The following is a 13,503-nucleotide window of genomic DNA, read 5'->3' as shown; positions in this document are numbered from 1 at the left end:
ACAAACGGAAGATCACCTGCGAGGACCTGATGGCAGTAGAGCCGCCCGAGAACGGCACACCACCCGACCCCGCTCACCCGCGTAACGGTTTCGACCGGTACTTCGAGATCTCCGCCCGTGGCTCGACGATGAGCCGCGAGGTACGCGGTGGCCTGGCGACCTTCTTCACGATGGCGTACATCGTGGTCCTGAACCCGCTCATCCTCGGTGGTGCCGTCGACGGCGACGGCAAGTCCCTCCCGATTCCCGCGCTGGCCGCGGCGACCGCACTGGTCGCCGGCCTGATGACCATCCTGATGGGAGTGGTCGGCCGGTTCCCGCTGGCGCTCGCCGCCGGCCTCGGCGTCAACGCGCTGGTCGCGTACGAGATCGCCCCGGAGATGACCTGGGCGGACGCGATGGGCCTGGTGGTGATCGAGGGCGTGATCATCGCGGTGCTGGTGCTGACCGGTCTGCGGACCGCGGTGTTCCGCTCGGTGCCGACCCAGATGAAGACCGCGATCGGCGTCGGCATCGGCCTCTTCCTGACCATCATCGGCCTGGTCGACGCCGGCTTCGTCCGGCGGATCCCGGACGAGGCGAACACCACCGTGCCGGTCGGCCTGGGCATCGGCGGCAAGCTGGTCAGCTGGCCGATGCTGGTCTTCGTGCTGGGTCTGCTGCTGACCCTGGTGCTGGTGGTGCGCCGGGTCAAGGGCGCCATCCTGATCGGCATCCTGGCCTCCACCGTGCTCGCGCTGATCGTCGAGGCGGTGGGGAACATCGGCCCGTCCTTCGTCGACGGCAAGCCGAACCCGAAGGGCTGGTCGCTGAACGTCCCGGAGCTGCCGAAGACCGTGGTGGACGTGCCGGACCTGTCGCTGCTCGGCAACTTCAACGTGCTCGACTCGTGGGGTCGGGCCGGCTGGGTGGTCGTGCTGATGTTCGTCTTCACCCTGCTGATCACCGACTTCTTCGACACCATGGGCACGATGGTCGCGGTCGGCCAGGAGGGCGGCATGCTCGACGAGCGGGGGACCCCGCCGCGGGCCAAGGAGATCCTGCTGGTCGACTCGATCGCGGCGGCGGCCGGCGGCGCGGCGAGCACCTCCAGCAACACCTCGTACATCGAGAGCGCCGCCGGTGTGGCGGAGGGCGCGCGGACCGGCGTGGCCAACCTGGTCACCGGCGGGCTCTTCCTGCTGGCCATGTTCCTGGCGCCGCTGGTGGTGGTGGTGCCGTTCGAGGCGGCGTCCACCGCGCTGGTGGTGGTCGGCTTCCTGATGATGACCGCGGTCCGGACCATCGACTGGGCCGACTACGAGATCGCCATCCCGGCGTTCCTCACCATCGTGCTGATGCCGTTCACGTACTCGATCTCCAACGGCATCGGCGCCGGCCTGATCACGTACGTGGTGGTCAAGCTGGCCAAGGGTAAGGCGCGGGAGATCCACCCGTTGCTGTACGCCGTGGCCGCGCTCTTCGTGCTGTACTTCCTGCGCGGGCCGATCGAGTCCGTGCTGCTCTGAGGCTCCGCTCCGGGCCGGGTGACCAGATGGGACACCCGGCTCGGAGCAGGGCGAACTTCTCGTGAGCGTGGTCATATCAGGTGTCGTTAGCCAGGCTTATTAGTTAGGCTAACTATTGTGACGGAGCGGACGGTGACGGCGAAACGCGTGCCACCGGCGCAGCTGGCACCGCAGCTGCGTGATGCGATCACCCGGCTCAACCGACGGGTCCGCCAGGCCCGGCCGGTCGGCGACCTGACGGTCACTCAGCTCTCCGCGCTCACCAGCCTCAAGCTGGCGGGCGCGCTGACGCCGCGGGAACTGGCCGACATCGAGCGGGTGCAGCCGCCCACGATGACCAAGATCGTCGCGAAGTTGGAGGAGCGCGGCCTCGTGCAGCGCACCCCCCATCCGACCGACGGCCGGCAGGTCATCCTGGCGGCGACCGAGGGGGGACGGGCGGTGCTCGACCAGTTCGAGCGGGCCCGTAACGAGTGGCTGGCCCACCGGCTGGCCGAACTCACCGAGGCCGAACGGGACACCCTGCAGCAGGCTGCGGAGATCCTCCAGCAGATCGCCCGCGGCTGACCGCGCTCAGCGCCACCGCCGCCCGCGCCGTCCGACGTCGATGACGCGTACCACGGCGAGGAGGCGCACCAAGAGTGCAGGCGAAGCTGAGCACGATGTTCCAGTCCCTACAGGTCCGTAACTACCGGCTATTCGCGTCCGGGCAGCTGATCAAACTGATCGGCGTCTGGATGATGTTCATCGCCCAGGACTGGCTCGTCCTCGAGCTCTCCGACAACTCCGCCACCGCGCTCGGCGTGGTGACCGCACTCCAGTTCACCCCGGTGCTGCTGCTCACCCTGCTCTCCGGGCGCCTCGCCGACCGCTACGACAAGCGGATGCTGCTCTTCGTCGCCAACACGTTCTGGACCGTGCTGGCGCTCGCCATGAGCCTGCTCGTCATCACCGGCCTGGTCGAGCTCTGGCACGTCTTCGCGTTCGCCGCCCTGCTCGGTACGGCCAACGCGGTGGAGACCCCGGTCCGGCAGGCGTTCGTCTCCGAACTGGTCGGCACCTCGCTGCTGCCGAACGCGCTCTCGCTCAACGCGGCCACCTTCAACTCGGCCCGGATCGTCGGGCCGGCCGTCGCCGGCCTGGCCATCGCCGCGTTCGACGTCGGGCCGGTCTTCCTGGTCACCGCGCTCAGCTCGATCGCCCCGCTGGTCAACGTGGTCCGGATGCGCCCGGCCGAGCTGCACCGCGAGGCGCTCCTGCCCCGCGACGAGCGGGCGCAGGCGAAGGTGATCGACGGGCTGCGCTACGTCCGGCGCCGCCCCGACCTGCTGCTGCCGATGGTGATGATCTCGATCATCGCGACCTCGCTGTTCAACTTCCAGCTCACCCTCGCCGCGCTGGCCAAGACCGTCTTCAACACCGGGGCGGCCTCGTTCGGCCTGTTCAGCAGCGCGCTGGCGATCGGCGCGCTCGCCGGGGCGCTCTCCGGCACCGGACGGCGCAGCCGGCCGTCGGTCTGGCTCGTGCTGGGCGCCGCCGTCGCCTGCTCCACCTTCGGCACCCTGGTCGGGCTCGCGCCCGCGTACTGGCTGGTCGTGGCGCTGCTGCTGCCCACCGGGTTCTTCATGGTGTTCTTCGCCCAGGCCGCCAACCAGCGGATCCAGCTCGGCACCGACGCCGCCTTCCGCGGCCGGGTGATGGCGCTCTGGGTGCTGGTGTTCCTCGGCACCAACCCGGTCGGCGCACCAGTGATCGGCTGGGTCGCGGAGACCTACGGCGCCGGCGCCAGCATCTGGATCGGCGGGCTGATCTCGCTGGCCACCGCGTTGCTCGCGCTGACCTGGCAGCTGCGTCGCTCCGGCGCCCGGCTCCGGTTCCGGGTGCTGCCGATGCCCCGGTTCTACGTCACCTCCGCCGACTGCTGAGCCGGACCGGGTCCCGTGGGCGCGTGCCCACGGGGCCCGGCCGATCCGTCCCGTTCTCCGGATGGGGCGCGAATGCCGCCAAACCGGTGGCGAGCCGGCAGGATGCGGCCTAGCGTCTATGTGTGGAGCTAGGACGCGTGCTGCTGCTGGCGCTGGCGTTCCTCGCGGTGGCCAGCCTGCCGGCGGCGATCGCCCTGCTCTTCTGCGCCGACGAGATCATCGACCGGGTGGTCTGCGGCATCGCCGAGTGGCGCGAACGGCGGCGCGAGCGGCGCACCATCGCCCGGCTGGACCGGGCCATCGAGGCCGACGCGCTCACCCGCGACATCGACCTCAGCGATTTCGACCGCACCGACCGCCGTCCGCTGGAACAACTCGCCGCCGACCTGCGCCGCCTCGGCCGCCAACGGATCGGCGTGGGTGGCCGCTCGATGGTCTGGCACGGCGCGGTGCTCCAGGCCTACGACGACCGACTCCGCCGGGCCTGCCGGGCGCTGGGCATCCCGGAGCACCTCACCGAGTTGACCGGCGTCGACCTGGAGATCGAGCGGGTCCGGGTGGAGGGCCTGCTGCACGCCGCCGGGCTGACGCTGCCGGCCGCCCGGGCCGACAACCGCCAGCGCCACCGGTGAGCGGCGGTTGAGGCTCTTCGTCGCGGTCTACCCGCCACCCGAGGCGGTCGACCACCTGACCGGGCAGGTGGCCCGGTTGCGGGTCGGCGCGGCGGCCGCCGCCGGAATCAACGTCCGGCTCGCCGACCCGGCCCAGGCGCACGTCACGCTCGCCTTCCTCGGCGACGTGGAGGCCGACCGGCTGGTCGACGTGGAGAGCTCGCTGGGGCTGGCCGCCGAATGGTCCCGGGACGGACGCGCGGCGACGCCGCGACTCCGGCTGGGCGGCGGCGGCCGGTTCGGGCAGAACCGGTTCACCGTGCTCTGGGTGGACGTCCGGGGCGAGGTCGAGGCGCTGCAGGTGCTCGCCCGGCTGATCCGCTCCCGGCTGCGGAACGCCCGCCTGCCGCACGACGACAAACCGTTCCGCCCGCACCTGACCATCGCCCGCCCCGGCGACCGGGTGCCCGCGGAGGACGTCGCGGCCGACGTCGAGACGCTGCACGGCTACCAGGGCCCGGCCTGGCCGGCGGCCGAGATGGTGCTGATGCGCAGCCACCCCGGCCCCCGGCCGACCTACGACCGGCTGGCCGCCTGGCCGCTGTGACCCCGGTTCACCAGGCCCAGGCCTCGGGGCCGGGACCGCCGTTGCCGAGCGGGGGAAAGAGCTCGTCGAGGCGGTTCAGGGTCGCCTCGTCCAGCCGGACGTCGAGCGCCCCGAGGGAGCGGTCGAGCTGCTCGACGGTGCGCGGACCGATGATCGGGGCGGTCACCCCGGGCCGGGAGAGCAGCCAGCCCAGCGCCACATCGGCCGGGTCGTGGCCGAGGTCGGCGCAGAGCTTCTCGTACGCCTCGATGGTGGGCCGGTGCGCGGCCAGCGCCTCGGCCGAGCGGCCGCTGGTGCCCCGCGCCGCGCCGCCCTCGGCCATCTTGCGCAGCAGCCCGGCGAGCAGCCCGCCGTGCAGCGGCGACCACGGGATGATGCCGAGGCCGTGGTGCTCGGCGGCCGGGATCACCTCCAGCTCGACGTGCCGGGTGAGCAGGTTGTAGATGCACTGCTCGGAGACGAGGCCGAGGAAGTTGCGCCGCGCGGCCGCCGCCTGGGCGACCGAGATGTGCCAACCGGCGAAGTTGGACGATCCGACGTAGACCACCTTGCCCTGCGCGACCAGGGTCTCCATCGCCTGCCAGATCTCCTCCCACGGCGTGCTCCGCGAGATGTGGTGCATCTGGTAGAGGTCGATGGTCTCGGTCTGCAGCCGGCGCAGCGAGTCCTCGCAGGCCCGGACGATGTGCCGGGCGGAGAGGCCCCGCTCGTTGGGCCAGTCGCCCATCTTGCCGTAGACCTTGGTGGCCAGTACGACCTTCTCCCGCCGGCCGCCGCCCTGGGCGAACCAGCGCCCGATGATCTGCTCGGTGATCCCCTCGCCGGTCTGCCAGCCGTAGACGTTGGCGGTGTCGAAGAAGTTGATCCCGTGGTCGAGGGCCCGATCCATGATCGCGAAGCTGTCCGGCTCGCTGGTCTGCGGCCCGAAGTTCATGGTGCCGAGGCAGAGGCGGCTGACGGACAGGCCGGTGCGGCCGAGGTTCGTGTATTCCATGAACCCACCCTGCCACGGTGGCCCGTCGAGTGTCTCGCGGTGACTCCGGCGACGGATCGCCGCCGGAGTCAGTCGCGGGTCAGGAGGATTCGCGGGCCGCCGGGCCGCTGCCGAAGAGTACGTCGTCCCAGCTGGGCAGGCGCTTGCGCGGCTTGCCACCGGCCTCGGTGGACTCGCCGGCCGCCGCTGCGGCGCCCGTGCGGCGGGGCCGGAGCACCGCCAGGGACGGCACGGCCGGCACCTCCTTGGGCGCGTCCGAGTCGTCGTCGAAGGCCGACCCCTGGCCACCGCCGAGCAGCGCCGCGGCGCCCCCGCCGATGGCCCGCTGCCGGGGCGCATCCGGCCCGGCGTGCGCGGCCGGGGAACGCGGGTCGAGCCCGCGGCCCGAGGACGCGCCGAGCGGCCGGTCGAGCGAGGCGAGCAGGGCGTCCCGCCCGGCCCGGATCGGATCCCGGCCGGGACGGCCGTGCTCGGCCGGCGTCGGCAGGCCGTGCCCGCCCCGGCTCGGTTCACCGCGCGACGGGCCGGGCAGCGCGTGCCCGCCCCGCTCCGGCGCCGGCTCCTGGCCGAGGATCGGCGTGGGACGCTCGGCGCAGAGGTATTGTGCCATGTCGTCGTGCGGGGTGACCGCCTGCCGGGTCTTGTCGAGATCCCAGACGGCCTGCGCGGTGGCCTTGCCGGACGGCCAGGTGGCGACGATCCGCCAGGTGCCGTCGTCGCGCCGCCAGGCGTCCCAGGAGATCTTCTCGGTGTCGATGCCGTGCTGGGCCAGCCGGCCGTTGACCACCTCGGCCAGCGGGGTGGGTTTCTCCGCGCCCTTGAGCCGGGTGCGCCGGGCGTGCTGGGCGAGCATGGCGCGCTCCTGCAGCACCGGGCCGGCGTAGCGCAGCACCCGGTCGACCGGCACGCCGGCGATCCGGGCGACGTCCTCGGCGGACTCGCCGGAGCGGATCCGGGCCTGGATGTCGCGGGGGGACAGCGAGGGCGCCGGGTCGGCGGCCGCGGCCGGTGCCACCGCGAGCGGCGGCGCGCCGGGCTCGGCGTGCAGTGCGCCGGCGATACGCTCGTCGATGGGCAGGGCGAGCAGTCGCCCGACCTCGTCGGCGAGCACCAGGGCCTGGCCGTCCTCGGAGAGGGCGACGAAGCGTACTGGGCGCATTAGCGTTGCCTCCGTCCCGCTTCGCTGGCCGCACGCCACGGGTCGGCCACCCGGGCGTCTCGCACCACGGTACGCGTATCCGCCGCGAGGTGGGAGACGCCACGCCCGCATGTCGCGACTGAGCTGCGGCGATGATCACGGTGGGTGGCCGCCGTCGCCTCGGCGGTCACCCACCGTGTCGATGCCTAGAGGCACTCGACCACGTAGTCGATGGACGCGGTGAGCGCCTCGACGTCGGCCGGCTCGACGGCCGGGAAGAGCGCCACCCGCAGCTGGTTGCGGCCGAGCTTGCGGTAGGGCTCGGTGTCCACGATGCCGTTGGCGCGCAGCGCCTTGGCGATCGCGGTGGCGTCCACCCCGTCGGCGAAGTCGATGGTGGCGACCACGTTGGACCGCAGCGCCGGGTCGGTGACGTACGGCGTGGCCACCGTGGAGCGCTCGGCCCAGCCGTAGACGATGGCGGCGCTCTCCGCGGTCCGCTTGGCCGCCCAGGCCAGCCCGCCCTGGGAGTTCATCCAGTCGGTCTGCTCGGCGGCCAGGAAGATGGTGGCCAGCGCCGGGGTGTTGTACGTCTGCTCCAGCCGCGAGTTGTCGATCGCGGTGACCAGGTCCAGGAAGGCCGGGATGTAGCGGCCGGACGCCTTGATCTCGGCGGCCCGCTCCAGCGCGGCCGGCGACATCAGCGCCAGCCAGAGGCCGCCGTCCGAGCCGAAGCACTTCTGCGGGGCGAAGTAGTAGACGTCGGTCTCGCCGACGTTGACCTCCAGCCCGCCGGCGCCGGAGGTGGCGTCGACCAGCAGCAGCGAGCCGGGGTCGGCCCCGGGCACCCGGCTGATCGGCACCGCGACGCCGGTCGAGGTCTCGTTGTGCGGGGTGGCGTAGACGTCCACCCCGGCCTCCGCGACCAGGGTGGGCGCGCTGCCCGCGGCCGACTTGCGCACGGTCGGCTCGCCGAGGAACGGGGCGTCGGCGACCGACTTGGCGAACTTGGCGCCGAACTCGCCGAAGCTGGCGAACTGGGCCCGGTCCCGGATCAGGCCGAACGTCGCGACCTCCCAGAACGCCGTGGTGCCGCCGTTGCCGAGCACCACCTCGTAGCCCTCGGGGAGGGAGAAGAAGTCGGCGATGCCGCGGCGCAGCCGGGCCACCTGGTCGCGGACGGTCTTCTGCCGGTGCGAGGTGCCCAGGTAGCTGGTCGCCACGTCGGCGAGGGCGGACACGGCCGCCGGACGGACCTTGGACGGCCCGCAGCCGAACCGCCCGTCGGCGGGCTTGATCTCGTCGGGAATCCGGATGGTCGGTGCGTCAGCCACGGTCTTCAAGATCCTTCCGCATGGGCCGGGGCCCGGTGAGCTGGCGGGCGCGGACCGGCGGCGGGCGCGTGGGCGCACGGCGGCCGGGATCCGAGCCTGGTCCGGCGGCACTGCCGAGCCTTCATCCTCCCATCCCGGGCGGGCGGCCCGCCGGTTGGTCCCATCCGCGCAGCTGAGGCCTGCACCACATGCCGCCGGGATCCGGGTGCGGCTGTTGTCGCCGCAGCGACGACAGCTGCACCCGAAGTGACCCCGGCGCGGGCCGCGCGGCCGGCGGAAGACGCGCGAGGGGCCCCGTCCGTGGCGGACGGGGCCCCTCGCGGTACGCGGATCAGACGCCGTGCGGGATGGCGTCCCAGCCCTCGACCTCCTGCGGCTTGCGGGTGCCCGGGCCGACGTAGCGGGCCGACGGGCGGACCAGCCGCTGGAGCTTCTTCTGCTCCAGGATGTGCGCGCTCCAGCCGCCCATCCGGGCGCAGGTGAACATCGAGGTGAACATGTGCGCCGGCACCTCGGCGAAGTCGAGCACCACGGCCGACCAGAACTCGACGTTGGTGGCGAGCACCCGGTCCGGGCGGCGGGCCTGGAGCTCGGCCAGCGCGGCCTTCTCCAGCGCCTCGGCCACCTCGAAGCGCGGCGCGCCCAGCTCCTTGGCGGTGCGCCGGAGCACCCGGGCGCGCGGGTCCTCGGCCCGGTAGACCCGGTGGCCGAAGCCCATCAGCCGCTCGCCGCGGTCGAGCACGCCCTTGACGTAGCCCTCGGCGTCGCCGCTGCGCTCGACCGCCTCGAGCATGCTGAGCACCCGGGACGGGGCGCCGCCGTGCAGCGGGCCGGAGAGCGCGCCGATGCCGGAGGAGATGCAGGCCGCGGCGTCCGCGCCGGTGGAGGCGACGATCCGGGCGGTGAAGGTGGAGGCGTTCAGGCCGTGCTCGGCGGCCGAGATGAAGTACGCGTCGACGGCCTTGACGTGCCGCGGGTCGGGCTCACCCCGCCAGCGCTTCATGAAGCGCTCGACGATGGTGGAGGCCTTGTCGATCTCCTTCTGCGGCACCGCCGGCAGGCCCAGGCCACGGGCGGACTGGGCGACGAAGGAGAGCGCGGTGACCGAGACCCGGGCGAGGTCCTCGCGGGCCTGCTCGTCGGAGATGTCCAGCAGCTGGTTGAGCCCCCAGTACGGGGCCAGCATCGCCACGGCGGACTGCACGTCGACCCGGATGTCGCCGGAGTGCACCGGCACCGGGAACGGCTCGGCCGGCGGCAGGCCGGGGCCGAACCGCCCGTCCACCAGCAGCGCCCACACGTTGCCGAAGGAGACCTGGCCGATGAGATCCTCGATGTCCACCCCGCGATAGCGCAGGGCGCCACCCTCACGGTCGGGTTCGGCGATCTCGGTCTCGAAGGCTACGACGCCCTCCAGCCCGGGTTTGAAATCGGCCATGTCGCTCTCCTGGATCTGCTCGGTGCGCCCGCTCGGGCTCTCATCCGGCCCAGCCGGCCGAGCGCCTCAGGCGACCCCTCAGGGATGTGTTCGTGACATCTTGCCTGCTGGGTAACCGGATCCGCGACCCGCGTCGACTGTGCCGCACGCGACATCCCCCGCCCGGCACGGCCCGGACGGACGAGGAAGACTGGGTCCCGCGGGCTGGCCTGCGCCGGGTGGTGCCGGGCGGCCTCACGGGGAGGGGAGAGAACGTGACGGGCGACACAGTGCCCCCGGCCGCGATGCGTAACGAGTACGACGCCGACCTGGGCCTTTCCGAGGCTGATCTGGCCGGCGACTGGCACACCCAGTTCGACCGCTGGTTCGCCGCCGCGGTGGCCGCCGGGCTGCCCGAGCCGAACGCGATGGTGCTCGGCACGGCGGACGCCGCCGGCCGGCCGAGCGCCCGGACGGTGCTGCTCAAGGGGTACGACCCGACGGGCTTCGTCTTCTTCACCAACTACGGCTCCCGCAAGGGCGTCGAGCTGACCGACAACCCGTACGCCAGCCTGGTCTTCCCCTGGTTCGCCATGCAGCGCCAGGTGGTGGTGGCCGGCCGGGTGGAGCGGGTCGACCGGGCGGAGACCGAGGCGTACTTCGCCAGCCGGCCGCGCGGCTCGCAACTGGGCGCCTGGGCCAGCGAGCAGTCCCGGGTGATCCCGGACCGCGCCGCGCTGAACGCCGGCTACCGGGCGGCGGCGGAGCGCTTCGCCGACGTGGACCCGATCCCCGCCCCGCCGCACTGGGGCGGGCTGCGGGTGCGGCCGGAGTCGGTGGAGTTCTGGCAGGGGCGGGCCAGCCGGCTGCACGACCGGCTGCGGTTCCGGCTCACCGACACCGGCGCCTGGACCGTCGAGCGGCTGGCGCCGTGACCCAGCTCAAGGACTCCCGGCCGCGCGGGATGCGGCGCTGGGCCATCGACCTGCGCCCGTTGGCCGTGCCGGCGTACCGGCGGATGTGGCTCGGCAACGGCATCGGCATGTTCGGCATGCAGTTCACCGCCGTCGCCGTGCCGGTGGAGATGTACGCGCTGACCCGCGACTCGCTCTGGGTCGGGTTGATCGGGGTCGCGGCGTTCGTACCGCTGCTGGTCTTCGGGCTCTGGGGCGGCGCGGTGGCCGACGTCCGGGACCGGCGCAGCGTGCTGCTGGTCACCTCGGCGCTGCTCTGGGCCTCCACGCTCGGGCTGCTGGTGCAGGCGCTGCTGCGGGTCGGCAGCCCGGTGCTGCTGCTCACCCTGGTGGCGGTGCAGTCGATCGCCTTCGCGATCAGCTCGCCCACCCGCAACGCGATCCTGCCCCGGCTGGTGCCGCTGGACCTGGTGCCGGCGGCGAGCACGCTGAACTTCACCACCTACACCGCGGCCTCGGTCTTCGGGCCGCTGGCCGCCGGCCTGATCTTCGCGAAGTGGGACACCGGCCTCGGCCTGCCGATCGCGTACGCGCTCGACGCCCTGCTCTTCACCGTCGCGGTCTGGGCCACCGTGCGGCTGCCGGCGATGCCGCCGGAGCCGGATCCGGACGGTGACGGCACCCCGCGCAAGGCCGGCCTGGCCAGCATCGTGGACGGCTTCCGCTACCTGGCCACCACCCCGGTGCTGCTGCTCTCCTTCGCCATCGACCTGATCGCGATGGTGCTGGCCATGCCCCGGGCGCTCTTCCCGGAGATCGCCGAGGAGCGGTTCGGCGGCGGCGCGGCGGTGGGCTATCTCTACAGCGCGATCGCGATCGGGGCGATGCTCGGCGGTCTCACCTCCGGCTGGATCGGCCGGCTGCACCGGCAGGGGCTGGCGCTGGTGGTCGCGGTGGTCGGCTGGGGGCTGGCCGTGGCGGCGGCCGGGCTGGCCGGCCAGCTCTGGCTGATGGTGGTGCTGCTCGCGGTGGCCGGCGCGGCCGACCTGGTCAGCGCGGTGCTGCGGCAGTCGATGCTGCTGGTCTACGCGCCGGACCGGATGCGCGGCCGGCTCCAGGGCGTCAACACCGTGGTCATCGCCGGCGGCCCGCGCCTGGGCGACCTGCGGGCCGGCGCGGTGGCCGCCGGGTTCGGCGGCGGCGTCGCCTGGGTCAGCGGCGGCCTGGTCTCCGCCGCGCTGGCGGTGCTGCTCGCGGTGGCCTTCCCGGCGCTGCTGCGCTACCGGGCGGCGACCGCGTCGAGCGCCGACCGCGACTGAACGGCTAGGGTCGCCGGCATGGACAGCCCCGACCAGCGCCCGCCCTCGGGCGCGCAGTGGACCATTGCCGCCGCCGGGCACGAGGCGGTCGTCGTGGAGGTGGGCGGCGGGGTCCGGACCTACCGGCACGACGGCGTCGACTACCTCGACGGGTACGCCGAGGACGAGCTCTGCCAGGGCTGCGCCGGCCAGGTGCTGGCGCCCTGGCCGAACCGGATCCGGGACGGCAGGTACGCCTTCGGCGGGCGGTCGTTGCAGCTGACGCTGAGCGAGCCGGACCGGGGAGTGGCCATCCACGGGCTGGTCAACTGGGTGCCCTGGCAGTTGCTGGAGCAGTCCGCCGACGCGGTGACCCTCGGCTACGACCTGCCCGCGCAGCCCGGCTACCCGTGGCCGCTGCGGCTGCGCAGCCGGTGGAGCGTCGGGCCGGACGGGCTGCGGGCCGAGCACGAGGTGACCAACACCGGCGGCGAGGCCGCGCCGTTCGGCTTCGCCGTGCACCCGTACCTGCGACTGCCCGCGGTGGCGGTGGACGACCTGGCGATGCGGCTGCCGGCCCGCAGCCGGCTGCTGCTGGACTCCCGGCTGCTGCCGATCGGGGCCACCCCGGTCGCCGGCACCGAGTACGACTGGACCAGCCGCCGCCGGATCGGCGACGCCCGGCTCGACCTCACCTTCGGTGACGTGGTCCGGGACGACGACGGCGGCTCCGCGGTGAGCCTGGCCGCCCCGGACGGCTCGTCCGGGGTGCGGATCTGGGCCGACCGGGAGTTCGGCTGGTGGCAGGTCTTCACCGGCGACTCGCTCACCGGGGAGCGGCACCGCCGCTCGGTGGCCATCGAGCCGATGACCTGCCCGCCGGACGCGTTCCGCTCCGGCCGGGACGTGATCACCCTGCCGCCGGGCGGGACCTGGCGGGGCGCCTGGGGCGTCCGGCCGGGGGCCTGAGCGGGGGCGGCATGGAGTTCGCCGAGGTGGTCCGGCGGCGCCGGATGGTGCGCAACTACGACCCGGACCGCCCCGTCCCGCCCGACGTGGTCCAGCGCCTGCTCGACCACGCGGTCCGCGCGCCGTCCGCCGGGTTCGCCCAGGGCTGGGGCTTCCTGGTGCTGGAGACCCCGGCGGACCGGGAGCGGTTCTGGGCGGCGACCACCCCGGCGGGCGGCGGCCGGGAGCGCTGGCTGGCCGGGATGCGGCGGGCGCCGCTGATCGTCGTCCCGCACGCGAACCGCTCGGCCTACCTGGACCGGTACGCCGAGCCGGACAAGGGCTGGACGGACCGCTCGCCGGACCGCTGGCCGGTGCCCTACTGGTACGTCGACGCCGGCTTCGCCGCGCTGCTGATGCTGCTGACCGCGGTGGACGAGGGGCTGGGGGCCTGCTTCTTCGGCATCCCGCCGCAGCGGCTGGACGCCTACCGGGAGGCGTTCGGGGTGCCGGCGGAGTACCAACCGGTCGGTGCGATCACCATCGGTTACCGCGCGCTCGACCATCGGTCACCGTCGCTGCGCCGGGGCCGGCGTCCGGTCGACGAGGTGGTCCGACGCGGGCGGTGGAGCTGACCGGTCGGTGGGGATTCGTCCGGTTGAGGAACGGACCAGCGGTAGCGAAACTGACATCAGGGAGCAGAACGCGGTGTGGTGCAGGCGGCTAGGCTGGCACGGTCATCGGTGCCGCGGGTCGCGGCGCCACGCCGCGACCCGGCTCGGCGCCGCGGGTCGGCCCGGCCACGGGGA

The 13,503-nt window shown here is 73.5% G+C and carries 13 protein-coding genes; 9 read left to right on the top strand and 4 right to left on the bottom strand.

Annotated elements, in window-relative coordinates; translation table 11 throughout:
• Positions 1–29: 29 nt before the first annotated feature.
• From ACVCAH_RS13805 to thpR, 5 genes are all read left to right on the top strand, one after another.
• Complete coding sequence (locus tag ACVCAH_RS13805) at positions 30–1,508, top strand: NCS2 family permease (protein WP_447136506.1); 1,479 nt, start codon at positions 30–32, stop codon at positions 1,506–1,508.
• Between the two features lie 117 nt (positions 1,509–1,625).
• Positions 1,626–2,075: a MarR family winged helix-turn-helix transcriptional regulator gene (locus ACVCAH_RS13800; RefSeq protein ID WP_447136505.1), complete on the top strand. Its 450-nt coding sequence runs from the start codon at positions 1,626–1,628 to the stop codon at positions 2,073–2,075.
• Positions 2,076–2,149: 74 nt separating this feature from the next.
• Positions 2,150–3,433 carry an MFS transporter gene (locus ACVCAH_RS13795; RefSeq protein ID WP_447136504.1) on the top strand — a complete coding sequence of 428 codons (1,284 nt, stop codon included), beginning with the start codon at positions 2,150–2,152 and terminating at the stop codon, positions 3,431–3,433.
• Between the two features lie 122 nt (positions 3,434–3,555).
• On the top strand, positions 3,556–4,065 hold the full coding sequence (locus tag ACVCAH_RS13790; RefSeq protein WP_447136503.1) for a hypothetical protein: 510 nt from the start codon (positions 3,556–3,558) through the stop codon (positions 4,063–4,065).
• A 7-nt stretch (positions 4,066–4,072) separates the two neighbouring features.
• Positions 4,073–4,651 (top strand): RNA 2',3'-cyclic phosphodiesterase, encoded by a 579-nt coding sequence (gene thpR, locus ACVCAH_RS13785; protein ID WP_447136502.1) that lies wholly within the window; start codon positions 4,073–4,075, stop codon positions 4,649–4,651.
• A 7-nt stretch (positions 4,652–4,658) separates the two neighbouring features.
• On the opposite strand, the gene ACVCAH_RS13780 is transcribed toward thpR, so the two are convergent.
• The 4 genes from ACVCAH_RS13780 to ACVCAH_RS13765 all read right to left on the bottom strand — a co-directional run bounded on the left by ACVCAH_RS13780 (position 4,659) and on the right by ACVCAH_RS13765 (position 9,555).
• The gene (locus tag ACVCAH_RS13780) at positions 4,659–5,645 is read right to left on the bottom strand and encodes an aldo/keto reductase (protein ID WP_447136501.1); all 987 of its coding nucleotides are present in this window, start codon (positions 5,643–5,645) and stop codon (positions 4,659–4,661) included.
• Positions 5,646–5,724: 79 nt separating this feature from the next.
• Complete coding sequence (gene sepH / locus ACVCAH_RS13775) at positions 5,725–6,804, bottom strand: septation protein SepH (RefSeq protein WP_447136500.1); 1,080 nt, start codon at positions 6,802–6,804, stop codon at positions 5,725–5,727.
• A gap of 185 nt (positions 6,805–6,989) precedes the next feature.
• Positions 6,990–8,117: a phosphoserine transaminase gene (gene serC / locus ACVCAH_RS13770; RefSeq protein WP_447136499.1), complete on the bottom strand. Its 1,128-nt coding sequence runs from the start codon at positions 8,115–8,117 to the stop codon at positions 6,990–6,992.
• A 331-nt stretch (positions 8,118–8,448) separates the two neighbouring features.
• Positions 8,449–9,555, bottom strand: a complete 1,107-nt coding sequence (locus ACVCAH_RS13765) for a citrate synthase 2 (protein WP_447136498.1) — start codon at positions 9,553–9,555, stop codon at positions 8,449–8,451.
• Between the two features lie 284 nt (positions 9,556–9,839).
• Here ACVCAH_RS13765 and pdxH point away from each other — a divergent pair, with 284 nt between their 5' ends.
• From pdxH to ACVCAH_RS13745, 4 genes are read left to right on the top strand one after another with little or no spacing between them, the layout of a single operon-like run.
• The gene (gene pdxH / locus ACVCAH_RS13760) at positions 9,840–10,469 is read left to right on the top strand and encodes a pyridoxamine 5'-phosphate oxidase (protein ID WP_447136588.1); all 630 of its coding nucleotides are present in this window, start codon (positions 9,840–9,842) and stop codon (positions 10,467–10,469) included.
• A 29-nt stretch (positions 10,470–10,498) separates the two neighbouring features.
• Positions 10,499–11,767: an MFS transporter gene (locus ACVCAH_RS13755; protein WP_447136587.1), complete on the top strand. Its 1,269-nt coding sequence runs from the start codon at positions 10,499–10,501 to the stop codon at positions 11,765–11,767.
• Positions 11,768–11,785: 18 nt separating this feature from the next.
• Positions 11,786–12,715 (top strand): aldose 1-epimerase family protein, encoded by a 930-nt coding sequence (locus ACVCAH_RS13750; protein ID WP_447136497.1) that lies wholly within the window; start codon positions 11,786–11,788, stop codon positions 12,713–12,715.
• A gap of 11 nt (positions 12,716–12,726) precedes the next feature.
• Positions 12,727–13,329: a nitroreductase family protein gene (locus ACVCAH_RS13745; RefSeq protein ID WP_447136496.1), complete on the top strand. Its 603-nt coding sequence runs from the start codon at positions 12,727–12,729 to the stop codon at positions 13,327–13,329.
• Positions 13,330–13,503: the final 174 nt, after the last annotated feature.

It is taken from the genome of Micromonospora sp. LZ34 (assembly GCF_052981855.1).
Note: the sequence above shows the minus strand (reverse complement) of the source record. Positions and strands in the feature narration are given on the sequence as shown.